22 protein-coding genes are annotated in these 23399 nt (G+C 71.6%); 8 read left to right on the forward strand and 14 right to left on the reverse strand.

The window, feature by feature from the left end:
* Positions 1 to 422 precede the first annotated feature (422 nt).
* Positions 423 to 2195, forward strand: coding sequence for a helix-turn-helix domain-containing protein (locus ACWDRW_RS15930; protein ID WP_451723561.1), 1773 nt, complete (start codon positions 423 to 425; stop codon positions 2193 to 2195).
* Positions 2196 to 2202: 7 nt separating this feature from the next.
* Here the strand turns inward: ACWDRW_RS15930 and ACWDRW_RS15935 are convergent, their stop codons facing one another.
* Entirely contained in the window at positions 2203 to 4686 is a 2484-nt protein-coding gene (locus ACWDRW_RS15935) for an alpha-L-arabinofuranosidase C-terminal domain-containing protein (protein WP_451723562.1), read from the reverse strand.
* A gap of 137 nt (positions 4687 to 4823) precedes the next feature.
* On the opposite strand from ACWDRW_RS15935, the gene ACWDRW_RS15940 reads away from it, so the two are divergent.
* Genes ACWDRW_RS15940 through ACWDRW_RS15950 form a run of 3 tightly spaced genes read left to right on the forward strand, consistent with a single transcriptional unit; the run spans position 4824 to position 6389 of the window.
* Positions 4824 to 5285 (forward strand): DUF6314 family protein, encoded by a 462-nt coding sequence (locus tag ACWDRW_RS15940; RefSeq protein ID WP_451723563.1) that lies wholly within the window; start codon positions 4824 to 4826, stop codon positions 5283 to 5285.
* A 10-nt stretch (positions 5286 to 5295) separates the two neighbouring features.
* Positions 5296 to 5841 carry a hypothetical protein gene (locus tag ACWDRW_RS15945; RefSeq protein ID WP_451723565.1) on the forward strand — a complete coding sequence of 182 codons (546 nt, stop codon included), beginning with the start codon at positions 5296 to 5298 and terminating at the stop codon, positions 5839 to 5841.
* Positions 5838 to 6389, forward strand: a complete 552-nt coding sequence (locus tag ACWDRW_RS15950) for a hypothetical protein (RefSeq protein ID WP_451723567.1) — start codon at positions 5838 to 5840, stop codon at positions 6387 to 6389. The genes ACWDRW_RS15945 and ACWDRW_RS15950 overlap by 4 nt, the downstream gene beginning before the upstream one ends.
* Here the strand turns inward: ACWDRW_RS15950 and ACWDRW_RS15955 are convergent.
* Together ACWDRW_RS15955 and ACWDRW_RS15960 are read right to left on the reverse strand one after the other, a co-directional pair.
* Positions 6378 to 6971, reverse strand: a complete 594-nt coding sequence (locus tag ACWDRW_RS15955; protein ID WP_451723569.1) for a histidine phosphatase family protein — start codon at positions 6969 to 6971, stop codon at positions 6378 to 6380. The two genes, ACWDRW_RS15950 and ACWDRW_RS15955, sit on opposite strands and share 12 nt — an antisense overlap.
* Positions 6972 to 7074: 103 nt before the next feature.
* Complete coding sequence (locus tag ACWDRW_RS15960; protein ID WP_451723570.1) at positions 7075 to 8529, reverse strand: aminotransferase-like domain-containing protein; 1455 nt, start codon at positions 8527 to 8529, stop codon at positions 7075 to 7077.
* On the opposite strand from ACWDRW_RS15960, the gene ACWDRW_RS15965 reads away from it, so the two are divergent.
* Positions 8528 to 9448, forward strand: coding sequence for a DMT family transporter (locus ACWDRW_RS15965; RefSeq protein ID WP_451723571.1), 921 nt, complete (start codon positions 8528 to 8530; stop codon positions 9446 to 9448). The genes ACWDRW_RS15960 and ACWDRW_RS15965 overlap by 2 nt on opposite strands.
* Before the next feature lie 92 nt (positions 9449 to 9540).
* Entirely contained in the window at positions 9541 to 9738 is a 198-nt protein-coding gene (locus ACWDRW_RS15970) for a DUF1918 domain-containing protein (protein ID WP_451723573.1), read from the forward strand.
* Positions 9739 to 9760: 22 nt separating this feature from the next.
* Here the strand turns inward: ACWDRW_RS15970 and ACWDRW_RS15975 are convergent, their stop codons facing one another.
* Positions 9761 to 10960, reverse strand: coding sequence for a glycoside hydrolase family 10 protein (locus tag ACWDRW_RS15975; RefSeq protein WP_451723574.1), 1200 nt, complete (start codon positions 10958 to 10960; stop codon positions 9761 to 9763).
* 172 nt (positions 10961 to 11132) lie between these two features.
* On the opposite strand from ACWDRW_RS15975, the gene ACWDRW_RS15980 reads away from it, so the two are divergent.
* Together ACWDRW_RS15980 and ACWDRW_RS15985 are read left to right on the forward strand one after the other, a co-directional pair.
* A complete protein-coding gene (locus ACWDRW_RS15980) occupies positions 11133 to 12005 on the forward strand; it encodes a 3-hydroxybutyryl-CoA dehydrogenase (protein WP_451723576.1) in 873 nt (290 codons plus the stop codon).
* Between the two features lie 203 nt (positions 12006 to 12208).
* A complete protein-coding gene (locus ACWDRW_RS15985; protein ID WP_451723577.1) occupies positions 12209 to 12466 on the forward strand; it encodes a hypothetical protein in 258 nt (85 codons plus the stop codon).
* A gap of 1 nt (position 12467) precedes the next feature.
* On the opposite strand, the gene ACWDRW_RS15990 is transcribed toward ACWDRW_RS15985, so the two are convergent.
* The 10 genes from ACWDRW_RS15990 to infC form a co-directional block, all read right to left on the reverse strand.
* Entirely contained in the window at positions 12468 to 13034 is a 567-nt protein-coding gene (locus ACWDRW_RS15990) for an NUDIX domain-containing protein (protein ID WP_451723578.1), read from the reverse strand.
* A gap of 85 nt (positions 13035 to 13119) precedes the next feature.
* Entirely contained in the window at positions 13120 to 14460 is a 1341-nt protein-coding gene (locus ACWDRW_RS15995; RefSeq protein WP_451723580.1) for a transcriptional regulator, read from the reverse strand.
* A 276-nt stretch (positions 14461 to 14736) separates the two neighbouring features.
* A complete protein-coding gene (locus ACWDRW_RS16000; RefSeq protein ID WP_451723581.1) occupies positions 14737 to 15771 on the reverse strand; it encodes a PP2C family protein-serine/threonine phosphatase in 1035 nt (344 codons plus the stop codon).
* Between the two features lie 144 nt (positions 15772 to 15915).
* The gene (gene pheT, locus ACWDRW_RS16005; protein ID WP_451723584.1) at positions 15916 to 18429 is read right to left on the reverse strand and encodes a phenylalanine--tRNA ligase subunit beta; all 2514 of its coding nucleotides are present in this window, start codon (positions 18427 to 18429) and stop codon (positions 15916 to 15918) included.
* On the reverse strand, positions 18429 to 19550 hold the full coding sequence (gene pheS / locus ACWDRW_RS16010; RefSeq protein WP_451723585.1) for a phenylalanine--tRNA ligase subunit alpha: 1122 nt from the start codon (positions 19548 to 19550) through the stop codon (positions 18429 to 18431). The genes pheT and pheS overlap by 1 nt, the downstream gene beginning before the upstream one ends.
* A 128-nt stretch (positions 19551 to 19678) precedes the next feature.
* Positions 19679 to 20815, reverse strand: a complete 1137-nt coding sequence (locus ACWDRW_RS16015; RefSeq protein ID WP_451723586.1) for an ATP-binding protein — start codon at positions 20813 to 20815, stop codon at positions 19679 to 19681.
* A gap of 51 nt (positions 20816 to 20866) precedes the next feature.
* On the reverse strand, positions 20867 to 21709 hold the full coding sequence (locus ACWDRW_RS16020; RefSeq protein WP_451723588.1) for a TrmH family RNA methyltransferase: 843 nt from the start codon (positions 21707 to 21709) through the stop codon (positions 20867 to 20869).
* 159 nt (positions 21710 to 21868) lie between these two features.
* Positions 21869 to 22252, reverse strand: a complete 384-nt coding sequence (rplT, locus tag ACWDRW_RS16025; protein WP_004933571.1) for a 50S ribosomal protein L20 — start codon at positions 22250 to 22252, stop codon at positions 21869 to 21871.
* A gap of 97 nt (positions 22253 to 22349) precedes the next feature.
* Entirely contained in the window at positions 22350 to 22544 is a 195-nt protein-coding gene (gene rpmI, locus ACWDRW_RS16030) for a 50S ribosomal protein L35 (RefSeq protein ID WP_003977225.1), read from the reverse strand.
* A gap of 110 nt (positions 22545 to 22654) precedes the next feature.
* Positions 22655 to 23326 carry a translation initiation factor IF-3 gene (gene infC / locus ACWDRW_RS16035; protein ID WP_451723713.1) on the reverse strand — a complete coding sequence of 224 codons (672 nt, stop codon included), beginning with the start codon at positions 23324 to 23326 and terminating at the stop codon, positions 22655 to 22657.
* Positions 23327 to 23399 lie beyond the last annotated feature (73 nt).

Here is a 23399-nt window from a genome sequence, read left to right on the forward strand (position 1 = left end):
CCACAGCACATAGCCGTAGTGAGTGAAGTCATTTGCCTTACGGAACTTACTCGCGTCGACTTCCGCCGTCAGAATCCGCAGACAACGCCTCTGTTCTCGGAGTGAGAGGTCGGCGAATTTCAGCTCGCCGGGCGGGCGTGGAGAAACTCCGTTCACCCGCTGAATAGACGGAGCAACGGGGTTCGGGGAACAGGCTTCCCCTTTCTCGGCCGACCGGTCCGCCGGCAGCCCCCGCCGTACCCGGCTCGCCGGCCCGCCTCGTCCGTTCCTGAACCCCATTGCCCGCCCCCGTACATCCTCTCGGCGCGGTCCGTGCGCCTTTCCAGCCAGGTTCCTCCGATCCGGCACAGGCCGGGAGCGATGAGGTGTTGCCAGGGCATATTTGGCAACAGCCGACGAACGCGACGGGGCTGGGGGGCACCATGAGCGGGGTGGAGGAGGACGCGCAGGCGTTCGGCCGGGCGTTGCGGCGGCGCCGGGTGGACGCGGGGCTCTCCCTGGCCGACCTGGCGGGCCTGGTCCACTGCAGCCGCGGCTTTCTCAGCCGCATCGAGAACGGCCACCGCCGGGTCTCCCGCGAGCTGGCCGAGCTCTGCGACACCGTGCTGGACGCCCACGGCGAACTGGCGGACCTGGTCACGGATCCGGAGCCGGACCCCGCCCGCAAGCCCGGGGACGCGGCCCGCAGGCGGCCTCCGGCGACCACTCCGAAGCGCCGCCGCACCGGTGGAGGCACGGAGTTCGAACGGCTCGTGGAGCGCGGCGACCGCCGCTATCTGGCGGGCCGCATGGAGGAGGCCGACGAGCACTACCGGGAGGCGTACCGGCTGGCCGAGGGCGATCCCGAGGCCCGCGCGACGGCCACGGTCCGGCTGGCGCGGCGCTGGTCGGATCCGGGCCGCGTCGACCACGAACTGCTGCATCTGCTGCGCAGCGGTCTCGCCGCGCTGGCGGGCGCCGAGGGACCGGCCGCCGTCGGACTGCGCCTCCAGCTCAACGCCCACCTCGCCAAGAAGCTGTCCATGGGCATCAGCGAGGACACCGCGTGGCCGCCCGCGGGACCGGGCCGCGCCGCCGAGCTCGCCCGCCAGACGCTGGACGGCCTCGCCGCCACCGGCCTCGACGACGACACCCGCTGCGAGGTGCTGACCGAGTGCCGCTGGGGCCTCTACGACTTCCTGCCCGCCACCGACTCCCTGGCGCTGTCCTTACGGCTGCTGGACTGCGCGATGCGCGGCGGCTCGCCGTACTTCCGCGGCGAGGCCCTGATCGCCCTGGCCATCGACCAGTTACGGGTCGGCCGGGTACACGGCGCCGCCGGCACCCGCGCCCAGCACGCCCGGCACGCGGCCCGCACCCGCTCCACCCTGGCCGGCTGGCAGCAGTGCACGCTCGGCACCCTGTTCGACCTCTGGTACGGCCGTTTCGACTCGGCGAGCGACTGGATCTTCGGAGAGTCCCGGACCGTCGTGGCCGGTCTGGAGGCCGACCTCTCGGTTCCGGCGGACACGCTGTCCCAGACCCGGCTGGGGCAGGCGTACTGGCTGCTGCGCGAGCGCGGCCGGATGGCGGAGCTGTTCAGCTCGGAGCTGGCCCAGGGGGTGGAGCGGCACGGCTACTTCCCCGTCTGGCGGGCGGGGCTGGCGTTCGCGCTGTGCGAGGTGGGCGAGCACGGGGAGGCCGCGGACCGCCTGCTGGCGCTGGCCCGGGAGAGCGACGGGTTCGCCCGTGTGCCGCCGGACGGCTGGGCCGTGCCCGCGCTGTTCCTGCTCGCCGAGGTGTGCGCGGCGCTGGACATCCGGGGCGGTCAGGAGGCGACGCTCGCCGAGGTGGTGCCCGCGCTGCGTCGGCGTCTTGCCCGGGTGCCGCAGGGGATCGCGCTCGCGGGCTGGCCGGTGGTGCTGCTGGGCCCGACGGACCGGGCGGTGGGCCTGCTGGACCTGGTGGCGGGTGACGCGGTCGCCGCCCTCGGCCGCTTCCGCCAGGCGGAGCGGCTGGTCGTCGGATCCTCTCCGCCGCACACGGCAAGGGCCCGCGCCGAACAGGCGCGGGCCCTGCTGCGGCTGCCGCCCGGCCGTCGCGACACGGACCCGGTCGCCCTGCTCCGGGCGGCCCTGAAGACCGCTGAGTCGCACGGCATGGACTCCCTGGCGGAGCAGTGCCGGGCCCTGCTCGCGGGGCAGGGCCCGGACTGACGGACGACTATTTCGGCGGGATCCTCAGGAACGTCACCGAGTTGGCCGGGAAGGTGTACGTGAACTTCGCCGCGACCCCCGAGAGGGTGGACGTCACCGGCGTGATCGGTGTGTTCGTCTCGGAGTTCACCGAGTCCGGCTCCCCCGCCAGCGTGGTCACCCGGGCCCGGGAGGCGACCTTCGCGCCGCCGAGGTCGATGGCCGTACGGGCGTCCGCGGACTGGGCGTTGACGACCTTGACGATCAGGTCACCGGTCCGGGCGTCCTTGGTGACGACCTGGCGGAACGGCTCGGCGGGCTTGTCGTCGGTGAAGCTGCCCCACTCCTGGCCGTCGAGGTACAGAGTGACCTGGCGGCCGCGCACCTTGATGTCGATGTCGTAGGCGCGGCCGGTCTCGATCGAACCGGCCTTGGAGATCAGCGTCGACTTGCCGCCGTCCACGGCCTGTTCGACCGCGGAGGAGGTGTTGTTCCAGCCGCCCAGGTTCCACCAGTAGTAGTTGCCGGTGTCCTTGACGCCGAAGGCGACGAGGAAGCCCTCCCTGCCGGACTTCTTGGTGGCCTTCACGTGCAGGTCGTAGTCCCGCCAGGTCGGGTCGCCCGCGGTGACCAGGGTGTTCTCCGCGGCGGCGTCGCCCTGGACGTAGGCACTGTCCTGGACGCTCCAGCTGCCGGTGCCGTGGTGCGTCCACTGCGAGGCGTCGCCGGAGAAGTCGTCGTTCAGGAGCGCCGTCCCGTCGGCCGCGGTCACCTTCACATCGTCGTACGCCGCACTGGTCGCCCAGGTCGACAGGCCGACGGCGCCGGTGATCGGGCCGCTGACGGCCGGGGTGCCGGTCGCGGTGGAGGGGACGACACGGTCGCCGACGTTGTTCATGAACAGCTTCTGGACCTCGTAGTTGGCGGAGTTCCAGGAGGCGTGGTTGTTGAACCAGATCATGTCGGGCCGCCACTGCACGTAGTCCTCGTTCGCGAGCAGTGGGGCGTACGAGGCGAGCTTGACGACGTCGGCGTTGCGCTCCAGGCCGGTCATGAACGCGGCCTCGGCGAGGGCGTTCTTGAGGGCGTTGCCCTGGGAGGCGTACTCGCCGAGGAAGACCTTGGGGCCGTTGCGGTCGTAGCTGTCGTAGCGGTCGTTGTTCTGCAGGAACCACTGCGGACTGTTGTAGTAGTGCTCGTCGACCAGGTCGACGTCGGCCTCGCGGTTCATCCTCCACAGGCTGTCGAAGGTCGAACCGGTGTCGTCCGGGCCGGAGTTGGAGACCACGGTGATGTCCGGGTACGCGGCCTCGACCGCGGCGCGGAACTTCTGGAAGTTGGCGAAGAACTCGCCCGGCAGGTTCTCCTCGTTGCCGACACCGAGGTGGGTCAGGCCGAAGGGCTTCGGGTGGCCCATCCGGGCGCGCTTCTTGCCCCAGGTGCTGGTCGCCGGGCCGTTGGCGAACTCGATGAGATCGAGGGTGTCCTGGATGTGCCGCTGGAGCAGCGCCTCGTCGTCGGTGGCCCGGTTCTGGCCGCAGCCGGTGACCAGCGCGGGGACGACGGGCAGCGGCATGGCGCCGATGTCCTCGGCGAAGCGGAAGTACTCGTAGTAGCCGAGGCCGTAACTCTGGTTGTAGCCCCAGAAGTTGGCGTTGGTGGCGCGCTCCTCGACCGGGCCGATGGTGTCCTTCCACTGGTAGGAGCGCTTGCGCTCCCAGTCGGAGGACTCGCTGTAGTCCTGCATGGAGCCGGTGTTGACCAGACAACCGCCGGGGAAGCGGACGAACGCCGGGTTGAGGGCGGCGATCTTCTCGGCGAGGTCCTTGCGCAGGCCGTTGGCCTGGCCCTTGTAGGTGTCGCGCGGGAAGAGGGAGACCATGTCGAGCGCCGCGGCGCCGGAGGAGGCGACGGCGAGGCGGCCGTGGGAGCTGGTGCGGTTCGCGGTGAAGGTGGCCGTGTACTTCCTCCAGCCACCGGAGACGGAGACCTGCCGGGCGGTCGCGAGGGTGCCCGCCGCGTCCTTCAGGCCGACGGTGAGGGTGCTGCCGGTCTCGGCGCGGGCCCACACCGAGAAGTCGTACCGCCTCCCCTGCTCGACGCGGACGCCGGTGTTGTAGCCCGCGTTGGTGACGGCCGAACCGGCCCCCAGGGACAGGTAGTTGCGGTTGCGTTCGTTCAGCCGCCCAAAGTCGTCGCGGACCTCGGCGGTCCCGGAGACCGCCCAGGAGGTGAGCGGGGTGTACGAGCCGTTGTCGGCGGTGGAGTACTCGAAGGACCGGTTCTGGACGAGCTCGGCGTACAGACCGCCGTCGGCGGCCCGGTTGATGTCCTCGAAGAAGACGCCGTACAGGGTGTCGTCGATCTTCGCGCCCTGGGCGGTCGGGTCGACGGTGATCGCGTAGTCGGTGACGTCCTCGGCGTGCGCGGGTACCGGGGCCAGGCCGGCGGACGCCACCAGGAAGGCGGTGGCGCCGAGACCGAGTCTCCAGCGGGTGCGGGTGCGTGACATGGATGCTCCGCGGCTCGATGTGGCTTCACTGTTCGAAATGTCGGACATTGACCAGTAGCTCGAACGGCAAGATAGGGAGGGGGCAGGAGCGCGTCAATGGGTCGCGCCGGAACGGACGGGACGGAGTCGCGGGCACCATGGGCGAGTTCTGGCCAGTGCGGGACGCGCTGGAATATCTGCGGGGCTCATGGCGGGTGCGCCGCTCCGTCCGGGACCACGCGAGCGGTGAGCGCGGCGAGTTCAGCGGTACGACGGTTTTCGGCCCGCTGGACGGCGGCGGGTTGCTGCACGAGGAGTCCGGCACGTTCGTCTGGCAGGGCGTGGCCCGGCCCGCCGAGCGGACGCTGCGCTTCCTGCCCGGGAGCGGCCCCGGCACCGCCGACGTCCGCTTCGCCGACGGCCGCCCCTTCCACGATCTGGACCTCACCACGGGTCGGCACATCGCCGACCACCCCTGCGCGGCCGATCTCTACCGGGGCGAGTTCACCGTCCTCGACGCCGATCACTGGCGGACGGTCTGGCGGGTGCGCGGACCCGCGAAGGACCTCGTCCTCACCACCGACTACGCCCGCGAACCGACTGTCGGTGCCGCGCCCTAGAGTGCCCGGCATGACCAAGTGGACCAGGGATTCCTACGACCACCACGAGGTGAACGTCGTCTTCGCGCGCGGCACTTCACCCGACGCGCTGGCCTCGGGGCTGCGCGGCCTGAACCGGGAGCCGCTCGACCAGGGCGAGGGGAACGGCTGGAGCTGGGCGGTGCACGACATGCTCAACGCGCAGACCGAGGACTTCGACCCCGTGGACTACCGGCGCGTGTGCCCCGCCGGCGGCGAGCTGGTCGTGCTGGTCACGGAGCCGTGCAGCGCCAAGGGGTTCCCGCCGGACTTCTCGTACTACCGGGACGGCAGGCTGGTCGTGCACTTCAGCTTCGAGGACCTCGGCCAGCGCGTGGGCGACAACCCCGATCACCTCTCCCCCGAGCTGCTGGCGGCGAGGCTCATCGGCCCCGACGCGGACTGCCCGCACGAGGAGGACGAGGCCCACGCCTGCTGGGAGCACGCGAGTGAGGACCGGACACGCCTCATGCGGACGCTGTCCGACTTCTTCGCGCTGCCCTCGCCGCCGCTGAGCGCGGAGATGACGGCACGATGACCCGGCTGCCCCCGAACACCTTCGCCACCTTCTGCAAGGGCCTGGACCAGCCCACCCTGTCCGACGTCTTCACCCGGGCCGGGCTGCCCGCCGCCGCCGAGGGCACCGCGTCCGGCTGGGCCTGGCTGACCCACCGAGGCGTCCCGGGAGGGGAGGTGTGGACGCTGGCGCGGGACCTCACCGGCTACCGGTACGCCGACCTGGCGGGCGAACCGGACCGGGTGGAGACGGTGTTCCTCGCCTCCACCCCCGCCTGCGCCTGCCCGCATGGGCAGAACTACATGGTTCCGCACTGCCCCGAGCACCCGTTCCAGGTCAGCCACAGCCGGGGCGGCTTCGAGCAGCTGTATCTCAACGTGGGCGGCCGCCGGGAGTCCCGACGCGGCGGCGGCCTGGCCGATCATCTGCTGCCCCAGCTGCTGGCCGCGGGCATCGTCGGCCGGGACACCGCGCGCTACGACGCCGACCCGGACTTCAACGCGGACGGCGCGCACACCCGCCGGATCGTCGCGCGGCACTACGGGCTGCCCGCGGAGCTACGTCCGTGAGGCCTCGGCCGACGCGCCGTCGAACCGCAGGTTCCAGCGGCCCGCCCGACCGATGACGGTCGTCGTGGACAGCGGGCGGACGTCGAGGTTCCAGTAGGTCGCGGGCGGCGCCTTCAGGGCGTACACCAGAGCGGCGCGGATCACCGAGGGCTCGGCGACGGCGACGATCCTGCCGCCGTCGCCCACGGGCCGGGTGTCGAGCCAGCCCCCGACCCGGCCGATGAAGGCGAGCAGGGACTCACCGCCGTGCGGGGTGCCGCGCGGGTCCGCGAGCCAGGCGTCGACCGCATCCGGCTCGCGGGCCATCGCCTCGCCCAGCGTCAGCCCACCCCAGCGGCCCATGTCGCAGTCGCGCAGGGCGAGTTGCACCAGCGGCGCGTAGCCGAGGGCGTCGCCGGTGGCGCGGCAGCGCGGGGTGGGCGAGCAGTAGCGCAGCTCGGCGACCGACAGCGGGACCAGATCATGGGCGACGCGCTGCACCTCGTCCCAGCCGGCCTGGTCCAGCGGGCGGTCGTCCTGGAACCGCTCGGTGAGCAGCGAGGAGCTGCGCGCGGCGGCGACGAACGTGACCCGAAGTGACATGCCGCGATGGTGATTCGCGAAAGTGCGCAGGTCAAGAGGTGTTGTCTCGGAGTTACCGAGGGTGGGCGAATCCTTACCTCGTGGTCAGGACGACCCGGACAACTCAACTTTTTCCGCCGCCGAGGGCACCCACTTCGGCGCAGGCCGCCCGCAGCCGCCGTACGCCTTCGGCGATCTCCCCCGTCCCGGCGACCGCGGCGAAGCTCAGGCGCAGATGGGCGGCCGGGGGTTCGGCGCTGAAGTACGGGCGGCCGGGCGTGATCGCGACGCCCGCGCGCAGGGCGGCCGCGGTCAGCGCCGCCTCGTCGGTCCCGTCGGGCAGGCGGGGCCAGAGGTGGTAGCCGCCGGAGGGGATGTGCGGCAGGGCCAGTGCGGGCAGCTCGCTCAGGAGGGCCGTCGTCATCGCGTCCCGGCGGATCCTCAGCTCACTGGAGATCGTGCGCAGATGGCGGGGCCAGGCGGGCGATCCGACCAGCTCCAGGGCCGCCTCCTGCAGCGGCCGGGGCACGAAGAAGGTGTCGACGACCTGGATCGCGCGCAGCCGCTCCAGCACCGGTCCCCGCGCGGCCAGGGCGCTGACCCGGAAGCTCGGCGAGGTCGCCTTGGTCAGGGAGCCGACGTGCACGACGACGCCGTCGGGATCGTCGGCGGCCAACGGCCGCGGCAACGGCCCCGCGTCCTCGTGCACCAGCCGTCGTACGAAGTCGTCCTCCACGACGAAGGCGCCGGCCTCGTGGGCGATGCGCAGCACCTCGGCGCGCCGCGCGGGGGCGAGCACGGCGCCGGTGGGGTTCTGGAAGAGCGGCTGGCAGACGAAGACCCGGGCGCCGGTGGCCCGGAACGCGTCGGCGAGGAGCCCGGGGCGCACCCCGTCGGGGTCGACCGGCACCGGCACGGGACGCAGGCCCGCCGCCCGGGCGATGGCCAGCATGCCCGGGTAGGTGGGCGACTCGACCAGGACCGGGGCGCCGGGTGGCGCGAGCGCGCGCAGGGCGGTGGTGAGCGCCGACTGGCCGCCGGAGGTGACCAGCACCTCGGCCGCCGTGACCGCGCCGCCGATGCTGCGGGCGAACCACTCGCGCAGCTCCGGCAGCCCCTCCATGGGCGGTCGGCCCCAGGCCCCGGGGCGGCGCCCGGCCCGGGAGAGCGCCGCCGCCATCGCCCGTTCCGGCTGGAGGGAGGGGTGCAGATAGCCGCCGTTGAACTCGATCACGCCCGGCGGGGGCGCGGCGAGCGAGACCAGGACCCCGGAGGCGTCCACCGAGCGCGGCACCGGTTCCGCGGCCCTGTCCGCGCTGAGCGAGACCTCCTGCCAGGAGGTGTCCCCGGCGGGCGCGGCCTCGGCCCGCGGCCGGGCCCGGAAGGCTCCGGCGCCGGGCCGGGTCACCACCAGTCCCTCGGCCGCCAGCTGGGCGAGGGCCCGCGAAACGGTCACCGGGCTCACCCGGAACCGCTCGACCAGAGCCCGACTCGACGGGAGCTTTCCACCGAACGAGTAGCGGTCCAGCTCCCGCCGTAGCTGATCCGCCAGTTCACCCACGCTGCTACGCTCTTGCATGACAGCACAGAGTAGCGCTACCGCAGAGAACCGGATAGCGGTCAACACCCCGGCCCGGACCCCGGCCGCGGCCGGCACCCTCCTCGCCGCGCTCGGCGTGACCGCCTTCTCCCTCACCTTCCCCGCCACCGCCTGGGGCCTGGAGGGCTTCGGCCCCTGGTCGCTGGTGGCCGTGCGCAGTGTCCTCGCCGCGCTGCTCGCCGGTGGCTGTCTGCTGGCACTGCGCGTACCGCTGCCGGACCGCGCGCACTGGGCCGGGCTCGCGGTCGTGGCGGCCGGAGTGGTGATCGGCTTCCCGCTGCTGACCACCCTCGCGCTCCAGACGTCCACGACCGCGCACGCGGCCGTCGTGGTGGGCCTCCTCCCGCTGACCACCGCCCTGTTCTCCGCCCTGCGGATGGGCACCCGGCCCTCGCCCACCTTCTGGGCCGCGGCCCTGGCGGGCGCCGCCGCGGTGGTCGCCTTCACGGTGCAGCAGAGCGGCGGCGCCCTCACGACCGCCGATCTGTATCTCTTCGCGGCCCTGCTGGTGTGCGCGGCCGGCTACACCGAGGGCGGCCGGCTGGCCCGGGTGATGCCGGGCTGGCAGGTCATCGGCTGGGCGCTGGTGCTGTGCCTCCCGCTGTCCGTGCCCGCCGCCGTGTTCGCGCTCACCCAGGAGCCCCTCGCCCTCACCGCGCACAGCGTGACCGGGGTGCTGTGGGTGGCCGCCGGATCGCAGTTCCTCGGCCTCGTCGTCTGGTACCGGGGCATGGCCGCCATCGGCATCCCCAAGGCCAGCCAGTTGCAGTTGGCCCAGCCGCTGCTCACACTGGTGTGGTCGGTGCTGCTGCTGGGCGAGCATCTGACGGTGGCCGCTCCCCTGACGGCCGCGGCGGTGCTCGTGTGCATCGCCGTCACCCAACGGGCACGCGGTTGAGTGGGCCGTACGACCCACTTCCCAGCGCCGCCCCGGGCCGTAGACTCAGGGCCACGGACCGCTGCTCCCGCTTTCGCTGAGGAGGCCTCCAGATGCGTGCAACCGTGGGCGACCAGCTTGTTCAGCACGGCAGGGTGGTCGGACAGCACGACAAGGTCGGCGAGATCGTCGAAGTACTGGGCGACAAGGGAAACCCGCCCTACCGCGTCCGCTTCGACGACGGGCACGAGGGCATCTGCTCCCCGGGCCCGGACACCGAGATCAAGCACAGGAACACCCACCCCATGTAGGCCCGCGCGGGGGCGACGCCGATCAGCGGTAGTGGTCGGCGACCACCCGCGCCATGGCCCCGACGGGATCCGCCGCCACCTCCCGGGCGGAGAAGAACACATGGCCGCGCGCCTCCGGGTGCTCAGCGGCCAGACTCAGATGGCGGGACAGCTCGGCCGGGTTCTGCCACGCGGCGGCCTGCGCCGGGTCGCCCGCCCGGTACAGCGCCTCGCCCAGGTAGAGCTGTGTCGCGGTGCCCCGGACCGTCCGCGCCCACCAGGGCAGGAGTACGGCGTAGTCGGCGGCGGAGTGGCCGACATGCCAGTACAGCTGGGGGCAGATGTAGTCGACCCAGTTCTTTCTGACCCACTTCCGGGTGTCCGCGTAGAGATCGTCGTACGCCTGGAGCGCCCCGGTGTCGGAGCCGCGCGAGTCGGTGCCGGCGTTGCGCCACACCCCGAAAGGACTGATCCCGAACCGGGTGCCCGGGCGGACCTTCCCGATCCCGGCCTTCATCTCCGACACCAGGCGGTCGGTGTTGTCGCGCCGCCAGGCCGCCCGGCTCGCGAAGCCGCCGCCGTAACGGTCGTAGGCGGCGTCGTCGTCGAAGGTCTGGCCCGCCGCCGGATAGGGGTAGAAGTAGTCGTCGAAGTGCACGGCGTCCAGCGCGTACTTGCCCACCGCGTCCAGCATCGCCTTCTGCACGAAGGCGCGGACCTCGGGCAGGCCCGGGTTGTAGTAGAGCCTCCCGCCGAAGCGCACCACCCAGTCGGGACGGCGCCGGGCCGGGTGCGAGGCGGCGAGCCTGGCCGGGTCCGGGTGGTCGGCGATCCGGTACGGGTTGAACCAGGCGTGCAGCTCCAGGCCCCGCGCGTGCGCCTCCCGGACCGCCGTGCCGAGCGGGTCCCAGCCCGGCGCCCTGCCCTGGGTGCCGGTCAGCACCTCCGACCAGGGCTCGTACGGCGAGGGCCACAGCGCGTCGGCAGCGGGCCGCACCTGGAAGATCACCGTGTTCAGCCGGCGCCGTACCGCCATGTCGAGGTGCGCGATCAGCTCGGCGCGCTGCGCAGCCGCGGTCAGCCCCGGCCTGGACGGCCAGTCCCGGTTCATCACCGTCGCCAGCCACATGCCCCGCATCTCGCCGGGCGGCTTCCGCCGTCTCGGCGCGGCGGACGCCCCCGACCCCGCCGAGAGGGTCGCCCACGCCGCCACGGCGAAGGCCCGACGTGTGACCTGCCCCATCCTCTGCACCCCCAGTGACCCTTCGGATCCGCACCGTCACGGACCGTCTCCGCGCCCCAGGATGCCCGACCCCGGCGATCGATCATCGATACTTGGGGGTAACGTGCACGAACGGAGCAGGCACCGGGACCCGGGATCCTGCCCCCAGCCGAAGTTCAGCGAAAGGGACGATGTGACGTACCCCGCGGGAGATATTGCACGCGTCGGAGTGGTGGGCTGCGGCCAGATGGGAGCGGGCATCGCCGAGGTGTGCGCGCGGGCCGGCCTGGACGTGAAGGTCGCCGAGACCACCGGCGAGGCCCTGGAGATCGGCCGTACCCGGCTGTTCAACTCCCTGACCAAGGCCGCCGAACGCGGCAAGATCACCGACGAGGAGCTGGCGGCGACGCAGGCGCGGCTGAGCTTCACCACCGACCTCGGCGAGTTCGCCGACCGCGATCTGGTGATCGAGGCCGTCGTGGAGAACGAGCAGGTCAAGACGGAGATCTTCCAGGTGCTGGACCAGGTCGTGACCCGGCCGGACGCGATCCTCGCCTCCAACACCTCCTCCATCCCGCTGGTGAAGCTCGCGGTCGCCACCTCGCGCCCCGACCAGGTCATCGGCATCCACTTCTTCAACCCGGCCCCGGTGCAGCAGCTCGTGGAGCTGATCCCGGCGCTCACCACCTCCGAGGGCACGCTCAGCCGCGCCCAGGCCTTCGCCGAGAAGCTGCTCGGCAAGCACGCCATCCGGGCCCAGGACCGCTCGGGCTTCGTGGTGAACGCGCTGCTGATCCCCTACCTGCTCTCCGCGATCCGGATGTTCGAGTCGGGCATCGCCAGCCGCGAGGACATCGACAACGGCATGGAGCTCGGCTGCGCCCACCCGATGGGCCCGCTGAAGCTGGCCGACCTGATCGGCCTGGACACGGTCGCCTCGGTGGCGTTCTCCATGTACGAGGAGTACAAGGAGCCGCTGTACGCCGCTCCCCCGCTGCTGCAGCGCATGGTCGACGCCGGCCGTCTGGGCCGTAAGTCCGGTTCGGGCTTCTACACCTACGGCTGATTACGCACGGTCAGATTTCGGCCAACCGCACGGGCCCGGCACCTTTTGGGTGCCGGGCCCGCTGCATTCACACACCGTGTGCGCGCCGGGCTCGCATATGCCGGTCGCACACTCTCCCCACCTGCCCACCAGGCGAGTTGACTCATCATGCGCATGCAAGAGCGCTCGCAAGGGATGTGACGACTACGGAAAGGAGCGGACTCGTGACCGCCGACCCCGAGCATCCCGTGGTCCATGGAGAACTCGCAGAGTTACGCCGACGCCTCGACGTGGCCTATGCCCGTGTCGAGGGCGGCCTGGCCCTGCTCAGTCACCGAACCGAGGAAACCGACAAGGAACTCGACGATCTGGCCGCCCGGATCGTCGCCCTGGAACACTCCCGCTGGCCGCTGCCCGCGGTCGCGGCACTGACCGCGCTGGGCGCACTCGTCGTGGCGATCTGGCAGGCCTTCGGCCACTAGCTCACAGGGCGCGGTGGGGGGATCGGGGCAAAGCGTCCTGCCCGAGCCTGAGGTGGTGCAGCAGAAGTAACGCGGCCGCCATGTTGGCGGCCGGGACCTCCCCACGGGCGACCATGTCGGGGACGAGCTTGAGGGGGACCCATTCCCGGCGGTCCGACTCGAAGTCGTCCACGGGGTGCCCGACGTACTCACCCTCGTCGGCCCAGTAGATGTGGTGCCGGGCGTCGGTGAGTCCGTTGGACGGCTCCACGCTCATGAGGTGGTGCAGGGGTCCCGGCCGCCAGCCGGTCTCCTCCTCCAGTTCCCTGGCGGCCGCTGCGGCGATGTCCTCACCGTCCTCGACCACTCCGGCCGCGAGTTCCCACCCCCAGCTGTCGGTGATGAACCGGTGGCGCCACAGAAGCAGGACCTCGTTCGCCTCGTTGACCACCGTGGCCACGGCGACCGGCCGCAGCCGTATCAGGAAGTGATCGAGGTGCCGGCCGTCGGGCAGCTCCACGTCTGCCAGGTTGACGGTGAACCAGCGGTTTTCATACACAGTTTGTTCGTTCTGTTTCGTCCACTGCACGGTTCTGCCACCTTCCGTCGAGTAAGTGGCAATATCGCAGCAGGGACTGTGCGGTGTCGGTGTTCGGGTACCTCCCCGCACCGGCCTAAAGCGGTACGCGCAGCGCTCCGTCGATGAGTTCGGCGGCCTCGGAGGTGCCCGCGCCGCCGCTGCGCACGAGATGCTCGCGCACCGCTCGGAGTCTGTCGCGCAGGCGCTGGGACTCCATTCCTCTGGCCTGTTCGGCCATTTGCACGGCGGTGGCCACCGCCTTGTCGGCATGGCCCTGCCGCAGCTCGATCGTGCTGAGCATGGCGAGCCGGTGCACCCGGCCCCGGTCGTGGGCGGGATTGTCGACGGCCGCCGCGGCGTGCTCCCCGGCCGCCGCCAGTTCGCCCAGGCTGAGCAGCGCCTCCGCCACCTGGACATTGACCAGGCCCGGCTGGACATAGCCCGTCTCGTCGGGTTCGTATCCGCGCCGGATGCGTTCGGCGGCCTGCTCGGCCCGCCGGATGCAGGACAGCGCGCTCGTGCCGTCGCCGAGGTGGGCGTACGCCTTCGCCTGCATCGCGTACAGGTCGGAGGCGAGCGCCGGGGTGATGTGCTTGCCCGCGGCCCGCAGCGCGGCCTCCGCGAAGGCGACGGCCTGCCGGAACTCCCGCATGAACAGAGCCTGGTTGACGAGCAGGGCGATCACATAGGCGCCGAGCCCACGGTCGCCGCTGGCCTTCGCGAGGCGCAGCGCCTGGTGGAAGTAGCGCTGGGCGAGGCCGTGCGCGTCCGAGTCGTACGCGCAGATGCCCGCGATCGCCACCAAACCGCCGGTGGCCCGGTGCAGTTGGCGTCCGGTGGCGTCGGTGTAGCTGCCGCGCAGCAGCGGGGCCGCCTCGGCGTTGAGGAAGCCGACGATCCGGGTGCGGGTCGCCATGCCGCCCGCCTTGCGGTACATCTGCTCGTAATGGGTGCGGGCGGCGCGCAGCATGTCGATGTCGGCCGACGTCACCCGGTGCCGCCCGCCGCGGGAGACGTCCACGTCCTCGGGCGGGTTCTCCCACTCCCACACCGGCATCACGGCGGGGGTGCCGGTGACGGCCGGGGCGCCGAGTATATGCGGGCGCTGCTGTTCGTCGGAGCGCCACAGGGCGGTGGCCCGCTCGACGAACCCGGACAGCGAGGTGCCGTGCGGAGCGGACGGCTCTCCGGGGACGCCGAGCCCGATGTCGTCGAGGGTGACGGGGCGTTGGAGCCGTCCCGCCAGCACCTCGCAGATCAGGTCGGGGACTTGGCCGCGTGGCCGCTGGCCCTTCAACCACCGTGCGACGGCGGTGTGTTCGTATCTCAAGGTCAGGCCGCGTGCCCGGCCCGCCTGGTTCACGTGTGCCGCAAGCCCCGCGTGCGAGATCCCGGCCTCGTCCAGAATCGCGTCGAGCAGAGTGTTGGGCTGCATGGATGCCCCCCGGGTGGCTCGGTGCCGTCAGAGTAGTGGTTCCGCCTTCACACGGGGTGTGAACGGAGTGCTCGAATCCGCGCTGTGCGCGCACTGTCGCGGAGAGTTTCCAACCGGTTGACTGAATTGCCTCGCAAGAGGCCGGCCGGGCCGCCGGCTCCCCCTCGTACAGTGCGGCGGCCCGCATCCGCGCCGTCCGCCCAGCTGCCTGCCCGACACTCCGTGGCGGGGCGGACGGCAGCCGTCGGCCGAGCCGCAGGACGGAACGCCGTGGCGCTAGAGGCGCGTTGTCGGCTGCGGGTCTGTCGTGGCTGGTCGCGCGGTTCCCCGCGCCCCTGAAAGGTGGGTTCTGTCGTTCCGCAGGATCAGCAACGCGATGTCGTCGGCCGGTGTCCCTCCCGCATGGCGCATCAGCGCCCCGAAGACCGTGCGCAGGATCAGTTGCGGGGCGTCGGGCTGGGCGTGGGCCGCGCTCGCGAGGGCCGCTCGTAGGGAAAAGAACTGGCCACGCGCGTCGCGTGCGTCCTCGACACCGTCCGTGTACAGCACGAGCGTCTCGCCCGGCAGCACTCGACCGGCGCGCACGGGGGGCAGCTCGTGCGGGAGCGGGAACGGGCCGAGGGGTGGCAGTGGATCGGCGCGAGCCAGCAACTCAACCGTCGTGCCGCTCACCAGATACGGCCACGGATGCCCGCAGTTGAGGACCCACACCTCGCCGTCCGTGCGGATCTCCAGCAACAGGACCGTCGCGAACTCCTCCGCCGCGGGCTGTTCGTCACGGGAACGCCCCCGTAAGTGACGGTCCAGGGCGCGCTCCAGCCGGCGCAGTACCCGGTCCAGGTCGGGCTCGTCGTGGACCGCCTCGCGGAAGCTGCCGAGCAGGGCCGCGGCCGTGCCGACGGCGGCGATGCCGTGCCCTCGGACGTCGCCCATCACCACCCGTACGCCGTGCTCGGTGGCGATGACCTCGTACAGGTCGCCGCCCACGCGGGCTCCTCGGTCGGCGGAGAGCTGGGCGGCGGCGATGTTCAGTCCGTCGATACGCGGGGGCAGTGGCCGCAGCAGCACGCTCTGCGCGACTCCGGCCACCCGGCGGATCTGCCGCAGCTCACGCAGCAGCGCCTGGCGGACATGGAGGATCAGGCCGGTGCCGACCGCGAAGAACACGGCGCTGGTCACCACGCGCGCCCCGAGGGCGTCCGACTGGGCGAGTGGGCAGGCGAGCTTGTACGTGATCGCCGTCGCGCCCCACGCGGTGGGCAGCCCCAGTGCGAGCAGCCGACGCGGAACCGCAGCCTTGATACGGATCATGCGGTGGCCCCCCATGTAGGCCCAGTCAACGCAGAATCGGACCGACCCCGAAAGGCCGGTCCGATTCTGTCGACCGCATGGCCCGGAAGGACCAGATCGCCCAGAAACCTCACCCTATCGAGTGAGGTGACTGTGAGGTGTGCGCTAGCCCCGCAGCACAGCCCCGGTCCGCTCGCCCGCCAGGGCGACCGCGGCGTCGCGGGCCGCCGAGGCCTCGTCCACGGTCAGCGTGCGGTCCGACGCCCGGAAGCGCAGGGCGTAGGCGAGCGACTTCTTGCCGTCGCCCAGCTGATCCTCGTTCTCGTAGACGTCGAACAGGCGGATGGCCTCCAGGAGTTCACCGGCTCCGTCCCGCAGCGCCGCCTCGACCTCGGCCGCCGGCACCGGCTTGTCGACCACGAGGGCGACGTCCTGCGTGGCGACCGGGAAGGAGGAGATGCTCGGCGCCTGGGGCACACCGTCGCCGACCTGCTCCAGGGCGTCCAGGTCCAGCTCCATCGCGCAGGTGCGCGCGGGCAGGCTCAGCGCCTTGAGCACCCGCGGGTGCAGCTCACCGGCGTGACCCACGACCCGCTCGGCGCCGTCCACGACGACGGCCAGCTCGGCGCACCGGCCCGGGTGCCACGGCCCGTACTGCCCGGACCGCACGATCAGTTCGGCGCCCGCCTCCGCGGCGACGGCCCGCGCGGCCTGCACCGCGTCGGCCCAGCCCGCCGGACGGCCCGCGCCCCACCAGCCGGCCTGCTCACGGGCGCCCGCGAGGACGACGGCGACATGGCGCGGCTGCTCGGGCAGCACGGAGTTGAGCTCGGCGATCTCCTCGTCCGTCGGACGCCGGTCCACGGGCAGGTGGACCGCGGCCCGCTGCTCCTCACGCGGGAGGAAGACCAGTCCGGTCTCGAACAGCGCGAGGTCGTGCGAGCCCCGGCCGTCGTTGCGGCGCAGGGCGCCCAGCAGCCCCGGCAGCAGCGACGTACGGAGCGCGGGCTCCTCGTCGTTGAGCGGGTTGGTGAGCTTCACGACCCGGCGGGCGGGGTCGTCGGCTTCGAGGCCCAGCTGGTCGAAGACCTGCTCGCCGATGAAGGGGTAGTTCGGCGCCTCGACGTACCCGGCACCGGCCAGCACGCGGCCGACGCGGCGGTGCAGCCGCTGGCGGTGCGTCAGACCTCGGCCGGACGGCGGCTTGGGCAGCGTGGAGGGCAGGTTCTCGTAGCCCTCGAGCCGGATGACCTCCTCGGCCAGGTCGTTCTGCTCCAGCAGGTCGGGCCGCCAGGACGGGACGGTGACGATCAGCTCGTCCTGCCCGTACACGTCGCAGCCGACTTCCTGGAGGCGGCGGACGACGGTCTCCCGGCCGTAGTCGACGCCCGCGACCTGGTCGGGGTGGTTCGCCGGGACCGTGATGGTGTGCGGCGCGGAGGGCGCGACGACCTCGGTGACCCCGGCCTCGGCGGTACCGCCCGCGAGCAGGACCAGCAGGTCGACCGTGCGCTGCGCCGCCGCGGCGGCGGCCGCCGGGTCGACACCGCGCTCGAAGCGACGGGACGCCTCCGAGGACAGCTTGTGCCGACGGGCGGTGCGCGCGATGGCGACCTGGTCGAAGTGGGCCGCCTCGATCACGACGTCGGACGTGGCGTTCTCCAGGTCCTCGTGGTCGGCGATCTCGGTGTTGGCGCCGCCCATGACACCGGCGAGGCCGATGGGGCCGCGGTCGTCGGTGATGACCAGGTCCTCGGCGTGCAGCTTCCGCTCGACGCCGTCGAGGGTGACGATCTTCTCGCCCTCGGCCGCCCGGCGGACGCCGATGGTGCCCTGGACCAGGCTTCGGTCGTAGGCGTGCAGCGGCTGGCCGAGCTCCATCATCACGTAGTTGGTGACGTCGACGGCGAGCGAGATCGGGCGCATGCCGACCTTCTGCAGCCGGCGCTTCAACCAGATCGGGGAGCGCGCCTCGGGACTCAGACCGGTGACCGTGCGGGCCGTGAAGCGGTCGCAGCCGACCGGGTCGGAGACCTGGACGGGGTAGCCGAAGGCGTTCGGGCCCGGCACGTCGAGCAGCGCCGGGTCGCGCAGCGGCAGACCGTAGGCGATGGCGGTCTCGCGGGCGACACCGCGGATGGACAGGCAGTCGCCGCGGTTGGCGGTGACGGCGATGTCCAGGACCTCGTCGACCAGTTCCAGGAGCTCGATGGCGTCCTTGCCGACCTCGGTCTCCGGCGGCAGCACGATGATGCCCTTGGTGCCGTCGTCGCCCATGCCCAGCTCGTCGCTGGAGCAGATCATGCCGTGCGAGTTGCGGCCGTAGGTCTTGCGCGCGGAGATCGCGAAGCCGCCGGGCAGCTCGGCGCCCGGGAGCACGACCACGACCTTGTCGCCGACCTGGAAGTTCCGGGCGCCGCAGACGATCTCCTGGGGCTCACCGGTGCCGTTGGCGGTGGAGACGTCGACGGTGCAGAAGCGGATCGGCTTCTTGAAGCCCTCCAGCTCCTCGATGGTCAGCACCTGGCCGACGACCAGGGGGCCCTTGAGGCCGTCGCCGAGCTGCTCGACCGTCTCGACCTCGAGACCGGCCGAAATGAGCTTGGCCTGGACGTCGCGGCCGGTCTCGGTGGCCGGCAGGTCGACGTACTCCCGCAGCCAAGAAAGCGGGACCCGCATCAGATCTCCATCCCGAACGGCCGGGTGAACCGGACGTCACCCTCGACCATGTCTCGCATGTCCTCGACGTTGTGGCGGAACATCAGCATCCGCTCGATGCCGAACCCGAAGGCGAAGCCGCTGTACTTCTCCGGGTCGACGCCGCAGGCGGTGAGCACCCGCGGGTTGACCATGCCGCAGCCGCCCAGCTCGATCCAGCCCTCGCTGGAACAGGTGCGGCAGGGCCGGTCGGGATTGCCGACGGACTCGCCGCGGCAGACGTAGCACACCATGTCCATCTCGGCGGACGGCTCGGTGAAGGGGAAGAAGTTGGGCCGCAGCCGGGTCTTCATGCCCTCGCCGAACAGGGACTGCACCATGTGGTCCAGGGTGCCCTTGAGGTCCGCCATCGTGAGGCCCTCGTCCACCGCGAGCAGCTCGACCTGGTGGAAGACCGGGGTGTGGGTGGCGTCCAGCTCGTCGGTGCGGTACACGCGGCCCGGGCAGATCACGTAGACCGGCAGCTCGCGGTCGAGCAGCGAGCGGATCTGCACCGGCGAGGTGTGGGTGCGCAGCACGACACCGGACTCGGTGCCGCCCTGCGGGCCCTCGACGAAGAAGGTGTCCGCCTCGCCGCGCGCCGGGTGGTCCGGGCCGATGTTGAGCGCGTCGAAGTTGAACCACTCGGCCTCGACCTGGGGGCCCTCGGCGACTTCGTAGCCCATGGCCACGAAGATGTCCTCGATGCGCTCCGAGAGCGTGGTCAGCGGGTGGCGGGCGCCGGCCGGCACCCGGTCGTACGGCAGCGTGACGTCCACCGCCTCCTCGACGAGCACGCGCTGGTCGCGCTCGGCCTCCAGCTCGGCCTGGCGGGCGGCCAGGGCCTTGTTGACGGCGCCGCGGGCCTGGCCGACCAGCTTTCCGGCGGCGGCCTTGGCGTGCGGGGGCAGCGCGCCGATCTCGCGGTTGGCGAGGGCCAGCGGGGAGGTGCCCCCGGTGTGGGCGACCTTGGCCTCCTGGAGCGCGTCGAGGGAGCTCGCGGCGGCGAAGGCGGCGAGCGCCTCGTCCCGCATGCGCTCGATCTCTTCCGGTTTCAACGCCTCGACCTCGACAGGGTCGTACGACTTATTGGGTGCCGACATCTCTTCCCGTGCTTCCGTTTGGCTGGCGGATGGTCCCCGTGACCGGCGCTCTTCAGCCGTGTGCAGGACACAAAGGTGCCAAAGGCCGAGTCTAACGGGGTGAGGGTGTACGAATGCGCCCGCGGCCGTCAGGCGAGATACGCCGGAGCGGCCACGGGCAACGTAAATCGGAACTCCGCGCCGCCACCGGGGGCGCGGCCGACCGTGATGGTGCCGCCGTGGGCCTCGACGATGCCCTTGACGATGTAGAGCCCGAGGCCGGTGCCACCGCGCTTGCTGCCCCGCCAGAAGCGGGTGAAGACGCGGTTCATGGACTCCTCCGGGATGCCGGACCCCTCGTCGCTCACCGTGACCGACGTGCCGGCGTCCTCGCCCTCCCGGGGGGACGCCGTGGGCGTGACGTCAATCGTGACGGTTCCCTCGCCGTGCCGCACCGCATTTTCCAGCAGGTTGCTGAGCACCTGGTCGATCTTGTCGGGGTCGGCCCACAGGGCGGGCAGCGGCTGCTGCAGGCGCAGCAGGAAGCGGTCGGCGGGCTGCCCCGCGGCGACGTAGGCCTGGATGTGGCGCCCGACGGCGGCGCCGATGTCCACCGGCTGACGCCGCACCTCGAGGCGCCCGCTGTCGATCCGCGAGATGTCGAGCAGCTCGGCGATGAGCCGGGTGACCCGGTCGGCGTCGGCGTCGACGGTCTCCAGCATCAGCCGCTTCTGGTCGTCGGTGAACCTCTCCCACTTGGCGAGCAGGGTCGCGGTGAAGCCCTTGACGGAGGTGAGCGGCGAGCGCAGCTCGTGGGCGACGGTGGCGATCAGCTCGGCGTGGCTGCGCTCGGTGCGGCGGCGCGCCTCGGTGTCCCGCAGGGAGACGACGACGCGGCGGACGGGTCCGGTCGGCTCGGTGCGGACGTACTTCACCGAGACGAGGACCTCGCGTCCGCCCGGCAGCAGCAGGTTCCGCTCGGGCTGGCGGACCCGGATGGCGAGTCCGCCGTACGGATCGGTGAGCTGCCACCAGCGGCGGCCTTCCAGATCCTCTAACGGCAGGGCCTTCTCCAGCTGCTGCCCGAGGGCGTCGGCGGCGGGGACGGCGGTGATGCGCTCGGCGGCGGCGTTGAAGCAGACGACGTGGCCCTGCTCGTCGGCCACGACCAGGCCGTCGGGGAGGTCGTCGGGGTCGAGACCGAGCCCGGCGAGCTCGCCGGACCGGGGCGCGGGCGGGCGTCGCACGTCCCGTGCTCCCGGTGCGCTGCTCGTGCCGACACTCATCCCCGTACCCCACCTCTCAGCCGACTGAGGGGCCCCGAGCTGGTCACCCTACTAGCTCTCGGTGACGGAGCGGCACCCTCCGGAGGCGCGCTGTGCACGGGCCGACGCATACAGACATACGGCGGCGGCGGTGGCGAGGTTCAGGCTCTCGGCCTTTCCGTGGATCGGGACGCGCACGACGGCGTCCGCGAGCGCGCGGGTCTCCTCCGGGAGCCCCCAGGCCTCGTTCCCGAACACCCAGGCGGTCGGTCCGCCCATGGTGCCCTTGTCGAGCTCGTCGTCGAGATCCCGGTCCCCGGCGCCGTCGGCGGCGAGGACCCGCACCCCGGCCTCCTTGAGCCCGGCGACGGCCCGCTCGACCGGCACGCCCACGGCCACGGGCAGATGGAACAGCGAGCCGACGGAGGCGCGGACGGCCTTGGGGTTGTACAGGTCGACGGACGCGTCGGTCAGGACGACGGCCTCGGCGCCGGCGGCGTCGGCGCACCGCAGCACGGTCCCGGCGTTCCCGGGGTCCCGCACGTGCGCGAGCACGGCGACGAGCCGGGGGCGGGCGGCGAGGATCTCCTCGAAGGACGTGTCGAGGAACCGGCAGACCCCGACGAGACCCTGCGGGGTGACGGTGGTGGAGATGTCGGCGATGACCTCGTCGGGGGCGAGATGGACGCGTGCCCCGACCGCGCGAGCCTCACCGATGATGTCGGCGTACCGCTCCGCGGCCTCGACGGTGGCGAACAGCTCGACGAGTCCCTGCCCGGCGGCCTCCCGCACCGCCTGCGGCCCCTCGGCGAGGAACAGCCGCTCCTTCCCCCGGAAGTTCCGCTTCGCGAGCCGCCGGGCGGCGGAGACGCGGGGCGAACGGGGGGAGATCAGCTCGGGGCTGGCCGGGACCATGCAACTCACCTTCAGGAGAACTTTCCGCCGCATCGGCGATCAACCACGACGGCGGACATCGGCGGTGCCGAACCCGCCCGCACCACGACATGCGACGGACCCGCAGGCAGAAACCCGCGGGTCCGTCTCAGTCACGTCGGCCTGGGCCAAGCGCCGGTGTCACGCCGCCTTCGGGGCGTTGACGTCCGCCGGCAGGGCCTTCTGCGCGACCTCGACCAGCGCGGCGAACGCGGTGGCGTCGTTGACGGCCAGCTCGGCGAGGATCTTGCGGTCGACCTCGACGTTGGCGGCCTTCAGGCCCTGGATGAAGCGGTTGTACGTGATGCCGTTGGCGCGGGCAGCGGCGTTGATGCGCTGGATCCACAGCTGACGGAAGTCGCCCTTGCGCTTCTTGCGGTCGTTGTAGTTGTAGACCAGCGAGTGGGTGACCTGCTCCTTGGCCTTGCGGTACAGGCGCGAACGCTGACCGCGGTAGCCGGAGGCCTGCTCGAGGATCGCCCGGCGCTTCTTGTGGGCGTTGACTGCCCGCTTGACGCGTGCCACTTGTTAACTCCTTGTAGCGGGGCCGTGGGTGTCCTCACACGGCCCGAATTCGATTGGGTCCCGGTCCTGACGTACGGCGCTCAGCGCGCCGCGTACGTCACTTGCCGAGAAGCTTCTTGATCTTCGCGGCGTCGCCCGGGGCCATCTCGGCGTTGCCGGTGAGGCGACGCGTCACGCGGGACGACTTGTGCTCGAGCAGGTGGCGCTTGCCGGCGCGCTCGCGCAGCACCTTGCCGGAGCCGGTGATCTTGAAGCGCTTGCTGGCACCGCTGTGCGACTTGTTCTTCGGCATAGCGCCGTTCTCTCCTCGTCGGTGGCGTTCCGGTGCCCGGTCGTGAAACCGGGCACGGTGGAACGTCGCTCTTGTATCGGTTACATCCTGGGGACTCGCGTCCCCCGGGATCACGCCTCGGCGGACGCCTCGGCAGGGGCCTCGGCGCCGTCGGCGTCCGCGGCGTTCTGCGACTTGCCGGGGTTGGCCTTCGCTTCCGCCTTGCGGGCTTCCTGCGCCTGGCGAGCCTCGGCCATCGCCTCGGTCTTCTTCTTGTGCGGACCGAGAACCATGATCATGTTCCGGCCGTCCTGCTTCGGGTTCGACTCGACGAAACCGAGGTCCTGGACGTCCTCCGCGAGACGCTGCAGCAGTCGGTAGCCGAGTTCCGGCCGGGACTGCTCGCGACCACGGAACATGATCGTGATCTTGACCTTGTCGCCCTGCTTGAGGAACCGGACGACGTGACCCTTCTTGGTGTCATAGTCGTGCGGGTCGATCTTCGGCCGGAGCTTCATCTCCTTGATGACCGTGTGCGCCTGGTTCTTGCGCGCCTCACGGGCCTTCATGGCCGACTCGTACTTGAACTTCCCGTAGTCCATGAGCTTGCACACGGGCGGACGGGCGTTCGCCGCGACCTCGACCAGGTCCAGGTCGTACTCCTGCGCAAGCTCCAGTGCCTTAGCGAGCGGGACAATGCCCACCTGCTCGCCACTGGGACCGACAAGTCGCACCTCGGGAACGCGAATCCGGTCGTTGATGCGGGGCTCGGCGCTGATGGATCCTCCTCGGTAGCACCACACGGCGGTCTGGCGGACAGCCGCGTATGTCTGATTGACATAGGGACCAACCATCGGGAGCCATAAAAAATGCCCC

This window comes from Streptomyces sp. NPDC003635 (assembly GCF_053587635.1).